At 64.5% G+C, this 16,703-nt stretch carries 16 protein-coding genes and 1 riboswitch; of the genes, 10 read left to right on the forward strand and 6 right to left on the reverse strand.

Annotation, left to right across the window (positions count from 1 at the left end; genetic code table 11):
* Positions 1 to 108: 108 nt before the first annotated feature.
* Positions 109 to 297, forward strand: coding sequence for a c-type cytochrome (locus tag LB566_RS17160; RefSeq protein ID WP_224625241.1), 189 nt, complete (start codon positions 109 to 111; stop codon positions 295 to 297).
* Between the two features lie 64 nt (positions 298 to 361).
* On the opposite strand, the gene LB566_RS17165 is transcribed toward LB566_RS17160, so the two are convergent.
* Complete coding sequence (locus LB566_RS17165; protein ID WP_224625242.1) at positions 362 to 1,264, reverse strand: DMT family transporter; 903 nt, start codon at positions 1,262 to 1,264, stop codon at positions 362 to 364.
* 213 nt (positions 1,265 to 1,477) lie between these two features.
* On the opposite strand from LB566_RS17165, the gene LB566_RS17170 reads away from it, so the two are divergent.
* Positions 1,478 to 2,776, forward strand: coding sequence for an adenylosuccinate synthase (locus LB566_RS17170; RefSeq protein WP_140493285.1), 1,299 nt, complete (start codon positions 1,478 to 1,480; stop codon positions 2,774 to 2,776).
* A gap of 74 nt (positions 2,777 to 2,850) precedes the next feature.
* Positions 2,851 to 4,536 (forward strand): hypothetical protein, encoded by a 1,686-nt coding sequence (locus tag LB566_RS17175; RefSeq protein ID WP_224625243.1) that lies wholly within the window; start codon positions 2,851 to 2,853, stop codon positions 4,534 to 4,536.
* A 17-nt stretch (positions 4,537 to 4,553) separates the two neighbouring features.
* Here LB566_RS17175 and LB566_RS17180 read toward each other — a convergent pair whose 3' ends face one another.
* Genes LB566_RS17180 through LB566_RS17195 form a run of 4 tightly spaced genes read right to left on the reverse strand, consistent with a single transcriptional unit; the run spans position 4,554 to position 7,613 of the window.
* Complete coding sequence (locus LB566_RS17180) at positions 4,554 to 4,853, reverse strand: CcdB family protein (RefSeq protein ID WP_224625244.1); 300 nt, start codon at positions 4,851 to 4,853, stop codon at positions 4,554 to 4,556.
* Positions 4,853 to 5,095, reverse strand: a complete 243-nt coding sequence (locus tag LB566_RS17185; RefSeq protein ID WP_224625245.1) for a type II toxin-antitoxin system CcdA family antitoxin — start codon at positions 5,093 to 5,095, stop codon at positions 4,853 to 4,855. The genes LB566_RS17180 and LB566_RS17185 overlap by 1 nt, the downstream gene beginning before the upstream one ends.
* Positions 5,096 to 5,149: 54 nt before the next feature.
* Complete coding sequence (locus tag LB566_RS17190; protein WP_224625246.1) at positions 5,150 to 6,967, reverse strand: ABC-F family ATP-binding cassette domain-containing protein; 1,818 nt, start codon at positions 6,965 to 6,967, stop codon at positions 5,150 to 5,152.
* Between the two features lies 1 nt (position 6,968).
* A complete protein-coding gene (locus tag LB566_RS17195) occupies positions 6,969 to 7,613 on the reverse strand; it encodes a thiamine diphosphokinase (protein WP_224625247.1) in 645 nt (214 codons plus the stop codon).
* 88 nt (positions 7,614 to 7,701) lie between these two features.
* Positions 7,702 to 7,817: riboswitch (TPP riboswitch) on the forward strand.
* 42 nt (positions 7,818 to 7,859) lie between these two features.
* Between LB566_RS17195 and thiB the strand changes: the two genes are divergently transcribed.
* The 4 genes from thiB (at position 7,860) to LB566_RS17215 (ending at position 13,062) form a co-directional block, all read left to right on the forward strand.
* The gene (thiB, locus tag LB566_RS17200) at positions 7,860 to 8,858 is read left to right on the forward strand and encodes a thiamine ABC transporter substrate binding subunit (protein ID WP_224625248.1); all 999 of its coding nucleotides are present in this window, start codon (positions 7,860 to 7,862) and stop codon (positions 8,856 to 8,858) included.
* A gap of 84 nt (positions 8,859 to 8,942) precedes the next feature.
* Positions 8,943 to 10,559, forward strand: coding sequence for a thiamine/thiamine pyrophosphate ABC transporter permease (gene thiP, locus LB566_RS17205; protein ID WP_224625249.1), 1,617 nt, complete (start codon positions 8,943 to 8,945; stop codon positions 10,557 to 10,559).
* Positions 10,559 to 11,341, forward strand: coding sequence for a thiamine ABC transporter ATP-binding protein (gene thiQ / locus LB566_RS17210; protein ID WP_224625250.1), 783 nt, complete (start codon positions 10,559 to 10,561; stop codon positions 11,339 to 11,341). Before thiP ends, thiQ begins: the two co-directional genes overlap by 1 nt.
* Positions 11,342 to 11,598: 257 nt before the next feature.
* Positions 11,599 to 13,062, forward strand: coding sequence for a M48 family metalloprotease (locus tag LB566_RS17215; RefSeq protein WP_140550872.1), 1,464 nt, complete (start codon positions 11,599 to 11,601; stop codon positions 13,060 to 13,062).
* Between the two features lie 77 nt (positions 13,063 to 13,139).
* Here LB566_RS17215 and LB566_RS17220 read toward each other — a convergent pair whose 3' ends face one another.
* Positions 13,140 to 14,006 (reverse strand): RNA polymerase factor sigma-32, encoded by an 867-nt coding sequence (locus tag LB566_RS17220; RefSeq protein WP_140550873.1) that lies wholly within the window; start codon positions 14,004 to 14,006, stop codon positions 13,140 to 13,142.
* Positions 14,007 to 14,327: 321 nt separating this feature from the next.
* Here LB566_RS17220 and LB566_RS17225 point away from each other — a divergent pair, with 321 nt between their 5' ends.
* The 3 genes from LB566_RS17225 (at position 14,328) to LB566_RS17235 (ending at position 16,678) form a co-directional block, all read left to right on the forward strand.
* Positions 14,328 to 15,101, forward strand: a complete 774-nt coding sequence (locus LB566_RS17225; protein WP_224625251.1) for an amino acid ABC transporter substrate-binding protein — start codon at positions 14,328 to 14,330, stop codon at positions 15,099 to 15,101.
* A gap of 108 nt (positions 15,102 to 15,209) precedes the next feature.
* Positions 15,210 to 15,890, forward strand: a complete 681-nt coding sequence (locus LB566_RS17230) for an ABC transporter permease subunit (RefSeq protein ID WP_140550874.1) — start codon at positions 15,210 to 15,212, stop codon at positions 15,888 to 15,890.
* Complete coding sequence (locus LB566_RS17235) at positions 15,887 to 16,678, forward strand: amino acid ABC transporter ATP-binding protein (protein WP_140550875.1); 792 nt, start codon at positions 15,887 to 15,889, stop codon at positions 16,676 to 16,678. The genes LB566_RS17230 and LB566_RS17235 overlap by 4 nt, the downstream gene beginning before the upstream one ends.
* Positions 16,679 to 16,703 lie beyond the last annotated feature (25 nt).

The raw sequence follows: 16,703 nt of genomic DNA on the forward strand, positions 1-16,703 counted from the left end.
CGCCATCAATCCGTCCGCTGATTGATGGCGATGCTGCCGAACGGCAAGCGTGGATGATCTTGATCAACCTCCAGCGGACTCGCCCGCGCCGAAACGCTTGCCCGGGTCGTGCTGGGGGGAAGCCAGGTCGTGCATCCGGCCCGCGCGCCGACAACGCCTGCAATGCCCTCGCTGGCGTGGCGCCTGAAGGATCAGGAGATCGCCGACGTCCTCACTTACGTGCGCGGCAGCTGGGGCAATGCCGCCCCGGCGGTCTCGTCCGACGACGTCGCGGCGGTACGCAAGGAATTGCAGTAGTCCTGCGAATTGCCGGGCGAGCCGACGCTCTCATCGAAGCCGACGAACGGGGCGCGAAGCGAGTTTACCGGAGCCTCGGCATGGCTGCCTTGCGGCCGCTATATTCGGCAAGCGCGATGCCGCCCAGCACGAGGACGAGCGCCAATGCCTGGTAGAGCTGGAATGTCTCGCCGACGATCAGCACCGAAAGCAGGGTGCCGAAGATCGGTACCAGGTTGATGAACAGGCCGGCCCGGTTGGCGCCGATCAGCTCATTGCCCCTGATGTAGAATATCTGCGAGACGACCGAGGCGCCGATCGCGGTATAGACGATCACCGCCCAGCCGCGTGCGTCGGGAACGATGACCTTGCCGGCCGCGATTTCCCATAGGAAGAACGGCAGCGAGGTGACGAGCGCGGCGAGCGACATGGCCAGCATCAGGCTCTGCCATTGCATGGCCGGCTTCAGCCGCAACCCGACCGAATAGCCGCTATAGAGAATGACCGCGACCAGCATGATGGCGTCGCCGAAATTGAGCTCCAATGTCAGCAGCCGGCGCGGATCGCCGTGGCAGGCGGTCAGGATGACGCCGAAGATCGTCAGCACCACGCCGGCGATCTGCGCCCAGTTCACGCGCAGGCGGAAGAAGATGAAATTGGCTACGATGATCAGGATAGGCATCGCCGCCTGCTCGATCGAAACGTTGATCGCGGTCGTGTAATTGAGCGCCGTATAGAAGATCGTGTTGAACAAGGTGAAGCCGCTGGCGCCAAGTGCGGCGAGCACGAACCAGTGCCTGCGCACGACGGGCCAATCTCTTTTCAGCGCATTCCAGCCGATCGGCAGCAGGATCGCTACCGCCAGCACCCAGCGCAGGAAGACCAGCGTCATCGGCGAGACGTGATGGACCGCCAGCTTGCCGGCCACCGAGTTGCCGCCCCACAGCAAGGTGGTGAGCAGCAGGAACATGTAGGCGCTTCGGTGCATGGCGGGTCGCAGCGGGAAGAGGTGAATGGGGCGTGCCTGCCGGCCTATTGCCCCCGCATGGACAAGTAAATGATGTCAAAGCTGAAAATTGTTGTGCCTCAGTTCATTTTCGGCGGCAAAGAAAGGTCGCATCGGCCTGCTCTTGACGTTATAGAGGCCTGTCGTTTCGAACCGTATCCAAGCCGCGCGGCGGCGCCTCGAAGGAAAAGAAACATGGCCAATGTGGTGGTCGTCGGCTCGCAATGGGGTGACGAAGGCAAGGGCAAGATCGTCGACTGGCTGTCGGAGCGCGCCGATGTCGTGGTGCGTTTCCAGGGCGGCCACAATGCCGGCCATACGCTGGTCGTCGACGGCAAGGTCTACAAGCTGTCGCTGCTGCCGTCGGGCGTCGTGCGGCAGGGCAAGCTGTCCATTATCGGCAATGGCGTCGTCTTCGATCCGCACGCATTCGTCGCCGAAGTGGCGAAGCTCAAGGGGCAAGGCGTCGAGGTAACGCCGGAGCGCCTGAAAATAGCCGAAAACACAGCGCTTATCCTGTCCCTGCACCGGGAACTGGACGGCTTCCGCGAGGACGCCGCCTCAAATTCCGGAACCAAGATTGGCACGACCCGCCGCGGTATTGGCCCCGCCTATGAGGACAAGGTGGGCCGGCGCGCGGTGCGGGTGATGGATCTGGCGGATTTGGAAACACTGCCCTTGAAGGTCGACAGACTGTTGACGCATCACAATGCACTGCGTCGCGGACTTGGCCATGCCGAAGCCACGCATGACGCGGTTATGCAAGAGTTGACCTCGGTCGCCGGCGAAATCCTGCCCTACATGGACCGGGTCTGGAAAGTGCTCGACGACAAGCGCCGGGCCGGCGAGCGCATCCTGTTCGAGGGCGCGCAAGGCACGCTGCTCGACATCGATCATGGCACTTATCCGTTCGTCACCTCGTCCAACACCGTCGCGGGCCAGGCGGCAGCCGGTGCCGGCGTGGGCCCCGGCGCCATCGGCTATGTGCTTGGCATCACCAAGGCCTATACGACGCGCGTCGGCGAAGGTCCGTTCCCGACCGAGCAGCAGAACGAGATCGGTGAATTTCTCGGCACGCGCGGCCATGAATTCGGCGTCGTCACCGGCCGCAAGCGCCGCTGCGGCTGGTTCGACGCGGTGCTGGTGCGCCAGGCCGTCGCCGTCAACGGCATCAAGGGCATCGCGCTGACCAAGCTCGACGTGCTTGACGGGCTGGACGAGATCAAGGTCTGCACCGGGTACCGCCTCGACGGCGAGACGATCGACTATCTGCCCGCCAGCCAGGGCGCGCAGGCCCGCGTCGAGCCAATCTACGAGACGCTGGAGGGGTGGAAAGGCACCACCGCCGGCGCCCGCAGCTGGAACGACCTCCCGGCCCAGGCCGTCAAATATGTCCGCCATATCGAGGAGTTGATCGGCGCGCCGGTCGCGCTCCTCTCCACCAGCCCGGAACGGGACGACACGATACTTGTGACCGATCCGTTTCAAGACTAGTTTCTCAAGCCTTTCCGGGCGTTGCGGCTGATTTGCGGAGGCCGGTCCGGGAGCAAATACAGGTCGACTGACGCATGGCGAAAGATTTCGTTTCTGCTCTGAGGGATACGATAAACAATTTTGGCGATCCCACGCCTGAGCTGCGGGCCAAAGTCTACGACAAAGCGCGCTCGACGATTGCAAAGAAGATTGCCGAGCGCGATCCGCCGCTTTCGCCGTCGGATGCCGAAAGGCAGAAGCGCGGCCTGGAAGACGCCATATCGAGGCTCGAGCGCGAATATGCCAAAAGCGTGCCGGAGACCGATCCGCTTGCGGAACTGGAGCACATATTTTCCTCCATCGACCGCAACAAGAACCAGCCGAACCATACCAAGCAGCCGGTGAAGGCGGAGCCGGCCTGGCCGGCAGCGCCCGCCCCGAACGCTAAACCCTACACGCCGGCACCACCCGCTCCGAAGCCAGACGTCTCCGAGCCTGCATCGCCCGCCGCCGAGGCCGAGACGAACTGGCAAAAGCCCGCAGCGGTGCAGCCGGCCCCGGAGTTCGAGGACAGGGCTCAGCCTGGCATGGATGAGGGTCAGGACGACGAGCAGGCCGATGTCTTTGGGGGCGAGGAAGAGCCTGCGTCCGCCGATACTTTCCAGCGTGCGCGTCCGGCTGAACGCAAGCGCAGCTATGGCGGGCTGATCGCGGCCGCCATAGCTTTGCTGGTCATTGCCGGCGGCGGCTATGGCATCTGGCTAAACAAGGACGCCTTCGGCAAGATGCTGGGCCTGGGCGGCGGCAGCAAGGTCGCGACGACCGAGCCAGTCAAATCGACGCCCTCCAAGCCAACGAGCGATGCGGCCGCAACGCCCCCCGCACCTGCGGCCGGTGGTGCCGAGCCCGAGGGGACACCGAAGTTCACCCAAAGACTGACGCCGCAAGGCAGCGAGGTCGATCCTGGCCCGGCCGGCGGACAGAGCGGCGTGGGCGAGGGCGAGTCCGTCGCGGCGCTGACAACACCGCCTTCAGCCACGACCACCCCGGCCTTGTCGGCTCCGGCAGGAGGCCCGCCGGCCGCAGGCGCGCCCGCAGGGGCCACGCCCCCTGCGCCGGGCGCCGCGCCAGTGGCGCCACCCGCCAATGGAACCGCACCCGCGGCACCGGCTGCTAGCGCCGCCACGCCGCCCTCGCCGGCCGGCGCGCCGACGCAAACCTCTCTGCCGGTTGGCCAGAAGGCGATCTTCTATGAGGAGCGCACCAGCACCGCGCAGGGTTCGGCCGAGCCGGGTAACATCGTCTGGTCGCTGGTGCAGGAATCGCCTGGCGGCGACCTGCCGCCCGAGCCGGCGATCCGCGCCGAGGCGACCATTCCCGGCAAGGACATCCAGTTGCGCATGACCATCCGCCGCAACACCGACCAGACGCTGCCGGCCAGCCACATCATCGAGATGATCTTCCTGACGCCCGACGGTTTCGAAGGCGGCGGCGTCGATAACATCCTGCGCGTGGCCATGAAGAGTTCCGAGCAGGATGCCGGCAGCCCGCTGATCGGCATTCCGGCCAAGATCGCCGACGGCTTCTTCCTCGTCGCGCTCAACGACACCAAGGCCGACGAGGACGCCAACCTGACCCTGCTTCGGGGACAGGACTGGATCGACGTGCCGGTCGTCTACAAGACCGGCCGTCGGGCGTTGCTGACCATGGAAAAAGGCATTCCCGGCGAGAAGGTGTTCGACGAGGCGATCAAGGCCTGGCAGGCTAAGACGGCCGGCTGAGGTAAAGTCGACTTCGGTCAGAAACCCTGGAACAGCATGCCGAGCGCGGCGACAATGTCGTCGTGATGCCTGGAGAGATTCCCCTCGGCATCCGGCAATTCGGAGGCCGTCAAGGCCGACATGAACTGGGTGACCATCACATGATCTTTGCCGTTTATAGCGAAGCTCGGGTTTAGTCGGCGGCCAGGAACCGGCGCTATGTTAGACGGCATCAAAGGAATGACGACCCTCGTGCTCAACCCTTCAAGAAGGTCTGATTGCACATCGAGAAGATATCCATCGCCCTCAGCATTCCGATAGAAATCGTAACGCGCCATCAGAACGGCCGGTGTTTGGCCAATGGCAGTCCGTTGCGCTTGACATATTCATTGGAGCTTTCGATGGTTTCCTTGTTTTCTTCCTGCCATCGACGTGTTTTTTCCGCCGCTATCGCTTTCGCGATACCAGCCTCGGCTGCGCGGGAAATGTTGATGCCCAATGCCTTGGCGTCTTTGATCAACTGAGAGTCAATGGACGTGTTGACGGACGTCCTCGGTGCTTTTGGAGTCGATTGAATCATGGATATGACCTTCTTATGCGCATAACGTATGCGCATAAGATCACATGCAATCATTCACCCTTCCATCTCCTCGCGCAGCATTTCCAGCTCCAACCACTCTTCCTCGAGCGCAGCCAGCGTGGCGCGTTCCTTGTCTAGGGCGGCGATGGTTTTCTGGAACGAAGCCGGATCGCGCTCGTAATAGGCGGGATCGGCGATGTTGTTCTCCAGCCGCGAGATCGAGGCTGTGACCGCCTCGATCTTCTTGGGCAGCGATTCCAACGCGAATTTCTGCTTGAACGAGAGCTTTTTTGCCGGGCCTTTGGCGGCGGCGCTGTCCGCCTTGGCCGTCGGTGCCTCGCTTGCATTCGCCTTCGCCCGCGCCTTGCGGTCATCGAGCCTGGTGCCGCCGCGCTGCGCCAGCATGTCGGAATAGCCGCCGGCATATTCGACCCAGCGGCCATCGCCATCCGGCGCGATCACGCTGGTCACTGTGCGATCGAGGAAATCGCGGTCGTGGCTGACCAGGATGACAGTGCCGGCAAAGCCGGCGACCAGTTCCTGCAGCAGCTCCAGCGTCTCCATGTCGAGATCGTTGGTCGGCTCGTCGAGCACCAGCAGGTTGGCCGGCCGGGCCAGCACGCGTGCCAGGATCAGCCGCGCCCGCTCGCCGCCGGAAAGCTCGCGCACCGGCGTGCGCGCCTGCTCGGGTTTGAACAGGAAGTCCTTCATGTAGGAGACGACGTGGCGCTGCTCGCCATTGATGACGAGGTTCTCGCCGCGCCCGTCGGTGAGATATTGCGCCAGCGTTTCCTGCGGATCGACCGCCTCGCGCTTCTGGTCGAGCGTGGCGATCTCCAGATTGGTGCCGAGCCGCACCGAACCCGCATCCGGCTGCAACTCTCCGGTCAGCATCTTCAGAAGCGTCGTCTTGCCGGCGCCGTTCGGCCCGACGAGGCCGACGCGGTCGCCGCGCTGGATGCGGGTCGAAAACCCCTTGACCACGGTGAGGTCGCCAAAGCTCTTCTCGATGTTCCTGGCCTCGATCACCAGCTTGCCGGATTCGGCGGCGTCGCTGGCCACCATCGTCGCCGTGCCTTCAGCGCCGCGATGGCCGCGAAAACGCTGGCGCATGGTCTGCAATTCGCCCAAACGGCGCATGTTGCGCTTGCGCCGCGCCGTCACGCCATAGCGCAGCCAGTGTTCCTCGCGCACGATCTGGCGGCCGAGCTTGTGCTGTTCGCGCTCTTCTTCCTCAAGCACCTGGTCGCGCCATTCCTCGAAATGGCCAAAGCCCTTATCCAGCCGGCGGGTCTGACCCCGGTCGAGCCACACGGTGGCGCGCGAGACGCGCTCGAGGAAACGGCGGTCGTGCGAGATGACGATGAGAGCCGAGGAGGTGCGGACGAGTTCTTCTTCCAGCCATTCGATCACCGACAGATCGAGATGGTTGGTCGGCTCATCAAGCAGCAGGATATCGGGCTCCGGCGCCATGACGCGCGCAAGGGCGGCGCGCCTGGCTTCGCCGCCAGACAGGTCGCCTGGCCGCTCCTCGCCCGAGAGGCCGAGATGCTCCATCAGGTAGCTGGCGCGATAAGGATCGTCGGCGGGACCGAGCCCGGCCTCGACATAGGCGCGCACGGTTGCAAAGCCGTCCATGTCGGGCATTTGCGGCAGATAGCGGACGGTCGCCGATGGCTGGCGGAACACCTCGCCGTCCTGCGGCTCGATTAGGCCGGCGGCAATCTTGAGCAGCGTCGACTTGCCGGACCCGTTGCGGCCGACCAGCGCGATCTTGTCGCCGGCCGACGCTGCCAAGTCGGCGCCGTCGAGCAGGGGCGTGCCGCCGAAGGTCAGTTTTATTCCGTCGAGATTGAGAAGAGGCGGCGCCATGTCAGCTTTCTGGCAAGGGATAGGGATGGGCGAGCAGCAGCGCGCGGCCCGCTCCCAGCGCGATCTCCAGCCTGCCCTTGACCTCGTTGGAGATGGTCAGCGACGAGCCGAACGCGACCTTGACACGGTCAAGCGGCCATTTCGCACCGGCGACGGTCAGTCCGGTAAGCTCGGAAAAACCCAGGATCGAGAACAGGGTGCGGTCGGCATAGTCGAAGCCGGCCGTGCCGTGCGCCAGGGGAACGCCTTCCTGCGCGCCGCTGGTCAACAGCACCTTTGTCCCGGCCCCGGCCAGCCGCAGGGCGAGCGCCATGTGCAGGAAGGCATGGTCGGCGCGCTTGCCGCCGAAGGCGCCGGCAAGCACGAGGCCGGTCGCGCCGCGCTCCAGGGCGGCCGATATCGCGAGTTCGCCATCGGTGGCGTCCTTCTCTGCAGGAAAGGTTCGGCGCGGCACGGCAGCCAACTCATCCGGCAGGTCGGCGGGCACGGAATCGAAATCGCCGACCCACAATTCCGGCACAAGGCCGAGCGTCCTCGCATGGCCGATGCCGGCATCGGCGGCGATGACGCGGGTTCCCTCGACTTGACGGTCGAGCCGTGGCGTGCGGATGAGATCGCCGCCAAGCAGGATGGTGAATGTGCTCATATCGTGTGGCCCTTACCAGCCCGGCAGCGGAAACGGAAGGCCGGCAAACTGCCACTTGCGCGGTTCACCGGCCGGGCCTATGTGTCGAAGCGCTCTAACGGGGTGCCGGACGCGATGTTTCGCGGACCGGCTGAGAGGCAGTCTCGCCAACCCGCTGAACCTGATCCGGTTTGTACCGGCGGAGGGATTAGACGTTTCGGACAGTCCGACGCCTCAATTCCTTTAACCCGAACGAAGGAGGCGCCGATGCGCACGCTTTTATCCGCCCTTGTCTCTGCAATGGTCGTGGTTCTGTCCGGGCCAGCCTTGGCCAAGGACAAGCTCACCGTCTACACTTATGAGAGCTTCACCGCCGACTGGGGTCCCGGCCCGGTGGTGAAGAAGGAATTCGAGGCCGAATGCGGCTGCGATGTCGACTTCGTCTCGGTCGCCGACGGCGTCGCGCTGCTCAACCGCGTCAAGCTGGAAGGGGTCGCGACCAAGGCCGACATCGTGCTGGGCCTCGACACCAATCTCACCGCCGATGCCAAGGCCACCCGCCTGTTTGCGCCGCATGGCGCCGTGACCGGGCTCAATGTGCCGGGCGGCTGGAACGACAACATCTTTGTCCCGTATGACTATGGCTATTTCGCCGTCGTCTATGACACGCAGAAGCTGAAGACGCCGCCCAAGAGCCTGAAGGAATTGGTCGAGGGCAGCGCCGACGACAAGATCGTCATCCAGGATCCGCGCACCTCGACGCCGGGCCTCGGCCTGCTGTTGTGGGTGAAGTCGGTCTATGGCGACAAGGCGCCGGAGGCCTGGGCCAAGCTCAAGGCGAAGGTCTTGACCGTGACGCCGGGCTGGAGCGAGGCCTACGGCCTGTTCACCAAGGGCGAGGCGCCGATGGTGTTGTCCTACACGACCTCGCCCGCCTACCACATGGTTGCCGAGAACACCGAGCGCTACCAGGCCGCTTCCTTCGAGGAGGGCGAATATCTGCAGATCGAGGTCGCCGGCATCACCAGAACGGGCGCCAAAAATCCGCTGGCGGAAAAGTTCATCGCCTTCATGACCGGCCCGAAATTCCAGGATGCAATCCCCGAGACCAACTGGATGTTCCCGGCCGGCAAGACCGACAAGCCGCTCAATCCGGCCTTCGGCAAGCTGGTCAAGCCGACCAAGACCTTGCTGTTCAGTCCCGAGGAGGTCGCGGCCAACCGCAAGGCCTGGGTGGATGAGTGGCTGGCGGTGATGAGCAAGTAATTTAGCCATATGATCGAACGATGATTGCTCTACGGCGAACGCAACCCTTCATGGGTGCCGTGATCCGAAGATCGGCGGTCCGGCGTGCTACGCGCATCCTCTGACCCCCGCATCTCCGCCGGCATCCTTGCGCTTGCCGCGATCGCGCTGCTGATCGGCGGCGCGTTGGCGGGGCTTCTTTTCGAAGGCGCAGACGATTTCTCCGGAGCCTGGGCAGCCTTCGATCCTTATCTCCTGCGCGTCGTGCGCTTCACGTTGTGGCAGGCGGCGCTTTCGACGCTGCTGTCGGTGGCGCCCGCGCTGTTCGTGGCCCGCGCGCTGTCGCGGCACCCGCGCTTTCCCGGCCGCGGCTTCATGCTGCAGCTCTTCGCCCTGCCGTTGGCGTTGCCGGCGATCGTCGCCGCGCTCGGCATCCTGGCGCTCTATGGCCGTGCCGGCTATTTCGCCGGCTTCCTTGGTGCGGTCGGCGGCTACAATTGGCCGGGCATTTATGGCCTGTCCGGCATCCTCGTTGCTCATGTCTTCTTCAACCTGCCGCTGGCCACGCGGCTGTTCCTCGAAGCGCTGCAAACCATACAAACCGACCAGTGGCGGCTGGCGAGCCAGCTCGGCATGGGTGCCGCACCAGCTTTCCGGCTGATCGAATGGCCGACATTGCGCGCCGCCTTGCCGGGCGTCGCCGGACTGGTGTTCATGCTCTGCGTCACATCCTTCACCATCGTACTGACGCTGGGCGGCGGCCCCGGCGCGACCACGCTGGAGGTCGGCATCTACCAGGCGCTGCGCTTCGATTTCGATCCCGCGCGGGCGGTGGCGCTGACGCTGCTGCAGATCGCGCTGACCTTTGTCGTGGTGCTGGCATTGACACGGCTCGGCGCCAGCACCACCGGTGACGCCAATCTGCCGGTGGCGCCGCGCCGCTACGTCTCGGCCGGCAGGACCGAGACCGCGGTGAATGGCGCGCTCGTCGTCCTGGCTCTGGTGTTTGTCGCCGGGCCGATGGCGGCGACGGCGATGTCAGGCATCGGCGCCGATCTCGGCCGTCTCGCCGGCGAGGCGGCGGTGCGGCAGGCGACGCTGACCAGCGCGGTGCTGGCGTTCCTGTCGGCGCTGCTGTCGGTCGTGCTGTCGCTTTCGCTCACCATGGCGCGCCGCGTGCTGGCCCTGAAGCGCCGCTCCGGTCCACGGACCTTGCTCGAACACGCCACCGACACCGGCGCCGGCTTCGTCCTTGTGGTGCCGCCCATCGTCATCGGCGCCGGCTGGTTCCTGCTGTTGCGCCATGTCGGCGACGTCTTTGCCATAGCCCCAGTCATGGTCGTCACCGTCAACGCCGTCATGGCGATGCCTTTCGCCATCCGCGCCATCCGCCCCGCCTATGATGCGGCGAGCGAACGCCATGAGCGGCTCTGTGCGCTTTTGGGCATTGCGGGCTGGGCCCGGTTGCGGTTGGTGGACTGGCCGTCGCTGCGACGGCCGCTGGCCACCGCCTTTGCCTTTGCCATGGCGCTGTCGCTTGGCGATCTCGGCGTCATCGCACTGTTCGGTAGTGATTCCGTGCAGACCTTGCCCTACCTTCTGCTCGCGCGCATGGGCAGCTACCGTACCGAGGACGCCGCCGGCCTGGCGCTGCTGCTCGGTCTGGTCTGCCTTGCGCTTGTGCTGGCGGCGAGCTGGCTGGGAAGGGGAGAACGAGCCTGATGGCTGCGGGCGCGACCAATGGTGCGGCAAGGGGAGCCGAGGTGCGGCTGGACAGGGTCTCGTTCAGCTACGGCGAAGCGCCGCTCATCTTCGATGTCGATTTCGCCACGTCGAAAATCACCGCCATCATGGGGCCGAGCGGCTCGGGCAAGTCGACGCTGCTCAATCTGGTGGCGGGCTTCGAGACGCCGCAGGCCGGCCGCGTGTTGATCGGCGGCGCCGATGTCGGCGCCTCCCCGCCTTCGGCGCGGCCGGTGTCGATGGTGTTCCAGGAAAACAACCTTTTTGCCCATCTTTCCGTCGAACAGAATGTCGGGCTCGGCCGCTCGCCCTCGCTACGGCTGACCGAAGCCGACCACGCTGATATCGCGGAGGCGATCGCGCGCACCGGCCTCGCGGGCAAGAAAAGACGTCTGCCGCGCGAACTTTCGGGAGGCGAACGCCAGCGTGTCGCATTGGCGCGCGTGCTGGTTCGCGACCGCCCGGTGCTTCTCCTGGACGAGCCTTTCGCTTCACTCGGACCTGCCTTGCGCGACGACATGCTCGATCTTGTCGCCGACCTGCATGCCGAGCGCGGCATGACGCTGCTGTTCGTCACGCACCAGCCACAGGACGCGCGCCGTATCTGCGAGGAGGTGGTGTTCCTCGACAATGGCATGGTTGCCGCCAAGGGCAAGGCGGATGATTTCTTTGCCGGGGCTGGTCCTGAAGTTTTCCAGCGCTATGTTGGCACAAGCGCCTGGGAGGCTGGATCACGAGATATTGCCCGGAAGCGGACATAATTTACGCTCAAACCGGCTCCTGGCGACGGGGCGATTGCTTGCCATGACAGAGGTAGTGTGGCTAGGTCCGCCCCGTACCGATCCGGTGCAGGCCGTGATTTACCTGCAGCATCCGCCGCGCGTTGGGATGTCGTGGGTGCTGTAACGCTTTGATTTGCGCGTAAGCCCTTGCGAGGATCGCCCCGATTTTCGCGGGCATGCGCCAGACCCGAAAGGAAGTCGTTCTGCCGATCGGCACGGAAAAACCAAGAGGGAAAATGCTGGCGCGCTTTCTGGCGCTGGCCGGCTTTGCCGTGGCACTGGCAAGCTGCCAGATGTTCACGCCTCCGGAAGTCCAGGAATCCGGCTTCCAGCCTTCCGACAAACCCATCACGGTCGACAATGTCGCGGCCAATAGCAAATTGGCCGAACTGGCCAAGGCGCAGCATCCACGCATCCTGGCGACCTATGGCGGCGAATATTCCGATCCCAAGCTCGAGCGCATGGTCGCCAAGGTCGTCGGCAGCCTGACGGTGGTGTCGGCCAATCCGACCCAGACCTATCGCATCACCATCCTCAATTCGCCCAACGTCAACGCCTTCGCGCTGCCGGGCGGCTATCTCTACGTCACGCGCGGCCTGCTGGCGTTGGCCAACGACTCGGCCGAGCTCGCCGCCGTCATCGCGCATGAGATGGGCCACGTCACCGCCAACCACGGCTTGCAGCGCCAGCAGCTCGAGGCCGAGGAGGGGCTCGCCACCAAGGTCGTTTCCGACGTGCTCGGCGACAGCCCGACAGCCAAGGCGGCGCTGATCCGCGGCAAGCTGAGACTGGCGCAGTTTTCGCGCAACCAGGAACTGGAGGCCGACGCGATCGGCATCAAGTCGATCGGCGAAGCCGGCTACGATCCTTACGCCGCCGGCCGCTTTCTCCAATCCATGTCGGCCTATACCGATTTCCGCTCGATCAGCGGCGCCACCGACGCCAGCCTCGACTTCCTGGCAACGCATCCCAATACCCCGCAGCGCATCGACCTGGCACAACGTCATGCCCGCCAGTTCGGTCCGCCCGGCGTCGGCACCCGTGATCGTGACGCCTTCCTCGCCGGCATAGACGGCCTGCTTTACGGCGACACGCCGGAAGAAGGCTATGTGCGCGGCGAGACCTTTCTGCATCCGGGCCTGGGCGTGTCCTTCTCCGTGCCGGAGGGCTTCATCATCGACAATTCGGCCGCCGCGGTGACGGCGACCGGGCCGGGCGACATTGCGATCCGCTTCGACGGCGTGTCGATCGACAAGAACCGAGCCCTGACCGACTATATCAGGAGCGGCTGGGTGGCCGGCCTCGATGACGCGAGCGTCAGGCAGGAAACGATCAACGGCAACGAGGCGGCGACGGCGCATGCCGGCGCCGAAGGCTGGCAGTTCGACATCGCGGTAATCCGGGCCGGCGGCCAGGTCTACCGGCTGCTGACGGCGGCACCGTCCGCCAGCACTTCGCTGGACACCGTGGCGCGTTCCGTCAGCGGCTCGTTCCGCATTCTGAGTGCCGCCGAAAAGGCGGCGCTGAAGCCGCTGCATATCCGCGTGGTCACCGTCCAGCCGGGGCAGACAATGGGTTCGCTTTCGGCGCAGATGGTCGGCGTCGACCGCAAGCTCGACCTGTTCCGGGTGCTCAACGCGCTGTCGCCTGGCGCTGCGGTGTCGGCCGGCGACAAGGTCAAGATCGTCACCGACAAATAGCCGATTGTCGGCCTGACCCGCTCTATCGTTTTCGCAATCCCCCGACGGAAAACCGTTACACGCTTTCCTGGAATTGATTAGGCGGCGTTGGCGAGGAATTCCGGGTTCTGCTTCACCAGCGCCACTTTCAGCTTTTCCATGGCGCGGGCCTCGATCTGGCGCACGCGTTCCTTGGAAATGCCGAGCGTCTCGCCGAGCGCTTCGAGCGTGGCGCCCTCGTCGCTCAGCCGACGCTCCTCGATGATGCGCAGCTCACGCGCGTTGAGCGCGGCAAGCGCCGCCTTCAGCCATACCGAGCGGCGTTCGATATCGATGGTGTCGCTGACGACCTCGTCGGGCAAGGGATCGTCCGACACCAGGAAGTCCATCCGCTCGGTCGCGCCCCCGTCGTCGGCAAGCGGGACATTGAGGGAGGAGTCGGGCGCCGAGAGCCGCGAATCCATCAGCGCTACGTCGGCTTCGGAGACGCCGAGAGCCGCTGAAACCTCCCGGTACAGCGTCGTGTTCGAAAGCGGTTCCGCCGCTCCGTTCGCCAGCCGGGCGCGCAGGCGTCGCAGGTTGAAGAACAGGGCCTTCTGCGCCGAGCTGGTACCGCCGCGCACGATCGACCAGTTGCGCAGGATGTAATCCTGCATAGAGGCCCGGATCCACCACGTTGCATAGGTCGAAAACCGCACCTCGCGCTCCGGCTCGAATCGAGCCGCGGCTTCGAGCAGGCCGACATGGCCCTCCTGGACCAGATCGCCAAGCGGCAGGCCGTAATGGCGGAATTTGGAGGCCATGGAAATGACCAGGCGCATATGGGCCACGGTGATGCTGTGCAGCGCGTTCTGGTCGTTGTCCTTTTTCCAGCGCAGCGCCAGCCGCAGCTCCTCGTCGCGTTCGAGATAGGGAGCTCTCATTGCCGCGCGGACCATGATCCGTCCTGCCGTGTCTTCCATCATGAGGCGCTCCCTGGCTCAGGCGATACGGATGTCATTTCGAAGCCCGGCAGCCGCCTCGACTTGAAATGACGGCGTCCTGCCCTACAACGAACGCAAAACGTGCCATGCGCGGGAAAGGTTCCGCCGCCTGCGGCGCGGCGTGGAAGCTGCGCGAAAAAACTCCAGGCGGGTTCGACGCGCCGCCAGAAACGTCAGTTGTAGAATCCAATTCCGAATAATGGATGTTTTTGAAATTCCATTCCTTATTTTTTCAACTCACATCTGTCAATTTCCAGCGCTCACACCATGCCGGATATCAGGCCAGGACGGGATCACAGAAAAATGAAATGGCTCAAGTCGCTCATCGTCGCCGGAACCTTGCAGGTTCTGGCTGTCACCGCAGGCTATGCCGGCGCCAATCTCGATCAGATCAAGCAGGCCGGCGTCATCAAGGTCGGCACGGAGGGCACCTACGCACCCTTTACCTATCATGATGCCGGCGGAGCGCTGGTCGGCTTCGATGTCGAAATCGCCAAGGCGATCGGCGACAAGCTCGGCGTGAAGGTCGAGTTCCTCGAGGGCAAATGGGACGGGCTGATCGCGGGCCTCGATGCCAACCGCTATGACGCGGTCATCAACGAAGTCGGCATCACCGACGCCCGCAAGGCGAAATACGATTTCTCCGACCCCTACATCGCCTCCAAGGCAGTGCTGATCGTGCGCGGCGACAACACCGACATCAAGAGCTTCGCCGATCTCAGGGGCAAGAAGTCGGCGCAGTCGCTCACTTCGAATTTCGGCAAGCTTGCCGAGGCCAACGGCGCCGAACTGGTCGGCACCGACGGGTTCGACCAGTCGATCCAGCTGCTTCTGACCGGCCGCGCGGACGCAACCATCAATGACAGCCTGTCCTTCCTCGATTTCAAGAAGCACAAGCCGGATGCCAATGTAAAAATTGCCGCGCAGGAAGAGAACGCCGACTATTCCGGCGTCATCGTGCGCAAGGGCGACCCGGAACTGGTTGCCGCGATCAACAAGGCGCTGGCCGACATCAAGGCCGACGGCACCTATCAGAAGATCGCAGACAAGTATTTCGGCCAGGACGTTTCGAAGTAATTTACGGCCGGGCCGTTGGCGGCCCGCGCGACATCGCCCGGCGGCGGACCGTTTTGACGGCCCGCCGCCTTTCGCGTGATATACGGCAGTCGCAGGAAGGAGCCTTTCGTGCCGCACTGGCTGCAACTCATGCTGGAATCGTTGCCTTCGCTGCTATGGGCAGCGTTGATCTTCACCGTACCGCTGACGCTCCTGTCCTTTGTGCTTGGCTTGAGCGTCGGTCTCGGAACCGCGCTGATCCGGCTCTTCGGGCCAATGCCCCTGGTCGCGGTGGCGCGCTTCTACGTCTGGATATTCCGCGGCACGCCGCTCCTGGTGCAGCTGTTCCTGATCTTCTACGGCCTGCCCTCGGTCGGCATCCTGCTTGACGCGTTTCCCGCGGCGTTGATCGGCTTCACGCTCAATATCGGCGCCTACTCGTCGGAAATCGTTCGCGCGGCGATAGGCGCGGTGCCAAAGGGGCAATGGGAGGCGGCCTATTCGATCGGCATGACCTGGAGCCAGGCGATGCGCCGCACCATCCTGCCGCAGGCCGGGCGCGTGGCGGTGCCGCCGCTCTCAAACACCTTCATCTCGCTGGTCAAGGACACGTCGCTGGCCGCCGCCATCACCGTGCCGGAAATGTTCCAAGCCGCGCAGCGCATCGTCGCCACCACCTATGAACCGCTGATCCTCTATGTCGAGGCGGCGATCCTCTATCTGGCGATGAGTTCGGTGCTGTCGGCGTTGCAGACGCGGCTGGAGGCGCGGCTCAACCGCTATGGCGGGTTCCTGGAGGCGCGCTCGTGATCGACCTTGCCAACATCGAAAAGCGCTTCGGCGACAATCTCGTGCTGAAGGGCGTGACGGTTGCCATTGCCGAAGGCAGCGTCACTGCGCTGGTCGGTCCTTCGGGTGGTGGCAAAAGTACCCTGCTGCGCTGCATCAACCTGCTTGAGATCCCAACCTCGGGCACAGTGCGTATCGGCGATCAGGCGCTGGAGTTCCATCCGGGAGCGAAGGTGGCGGCCCGGGACATTCAGCGGCTGCGGCTGCAGACCGGCATGGTGTTCCAGAATTTCCAGCTGTTCCCGCATCGCACCGCGATCGAGAACGTCATGGAAGGGCTGGTGACGGTGCTGAAGTGGCCGCAGGCACGGGCGCGCGAACGGGCACTCGCGCTGCTGGAAAAAGTCGGCATGGCGCACAAGGTCGATGCCTGGCCGGCAACGCTGTCGGGCGGCCAGCAGCAGCGGGTAGCGATCGCCCGGGCGCTGGCGCCGTCGCCAAAGGTGCTTTTGTGCGACGAGCCGACCTCCGCGCTCGACCCGGAACTGGCGCAGGAAGTCGTCGACGTGCTCGGCCGGCTCGCCAGCGAGGGGACGACGATGGTGATGGCCACGCACGATCTGCGGCTTGCTTCAAAGATCGCTCGCGAGGTGGTGTTCCTCGACGCCGGCATCGTCGTCGAAAAAGGCCCCGCGGCGGTGCTGTTCGGCAATCCGGAGCGCGAACGGACAAGGCGATTCATCGCGACGCTAAAGCAGGAAATGGCGGAGAAGGAGGGTGGGGGAGAAGGCGGGAATATCCCTTCGTAGGCCTGCGCTGCCCCTTACTCTACGA

This window comes from Mesorhizobium sp. CA13 (assembly GCF_020165235.1).
Classification (GTDB): domain Bacteria; phylum Pseudomonadota; class Alphaproteobacteria; order Rhizobiales; family Rhizobiaceae; genus Mesorhizobium.

Bases quoted from the DNA above. Each gene is read 5' to 3' on its own strand.
- LB566_RS17165 (WP_224625242.1), bottom strand. From the start codon at position 1,264: ATGCACCGAAGCGCCTACATGTTCCTGCTGCTCACCACCTTGCTGTGG.
- LB566_RS17170 (WP_140493285.1), top strand. From the start codon at position 1,478: ATGGCCAATGTGGTGGTCGTCGGCTCGCAATGGGGTGACGAAGGCAAG.
- LB566_RS17175 (WP_224625243.1), top strand. From the start codon at position 2,851: ATGGCGAAAGATTTCGTTTCTGCTCTGAGGGATACGATAAACAATTTT.
- LB566_RS17180 (WP_224625244.1), bottom strand. From the start codon at position 4,853: ATGGCGCGTTACGATTTCTATCGGAATGCTGAGGGCGATGGATATCTT.
- LB566_RS17185 (WP_224625245.1), bottom strand. From the start codon at position 5,095: ATGATTCAATCGACTCCAAAAGCACCGAGGACGTCCGTCAACACGTCC.
- LB566_RS17190 (WP_224625246.1), bottom strand. From the start codon at position 6,967: ATGGCGCCGCCTCTTCTCAATCTCGACGGAATAAAACTGACCTTCGGC.
- LB566_RS17195 (WP_224625247.1), bottom strand. From the start codon at position 7,613: ATGAGCACATTCACCATCCTGCTTGGCGGCGATCTCATCCGCACGCCA.
- thiB (WP_224625248.1), top strand. From the start codon at position 7,860: ATGCGCACGCTTTTATCCGCCCTTGTCTCTGCAATGGTCGTGGTTCTG.
- thiQ (WP_224625250.1), top strand. From the start codon at position 10,559: ATGGCTGCGGGCGCGACCAATGGTGCGGCAAGGGGAGCCGAGGTGCGG.
- LB566_RS17215 (WP_140550872.1), top strand. From the start codon at position 11,599: ATGCTGGCGCGCTTTCTGGCGCTGGCCGGCTTTGCCGTGGCACTGGCA.
- LB566_RS17220 (WP_140550873.1), bottom strand. From the start codon at position 14,006: ATGATGGAAGACACGGCAGGACGGATCATGGTCCGCGCGGCAATGAGA.
- LB566_RS17225 (WP_224625251.1), top strand. From the start codon at position 14,328: ATGAAATGGCTCAAGTCGCTCATCGTCGCCGGAACCTTGCAGGTTCTG.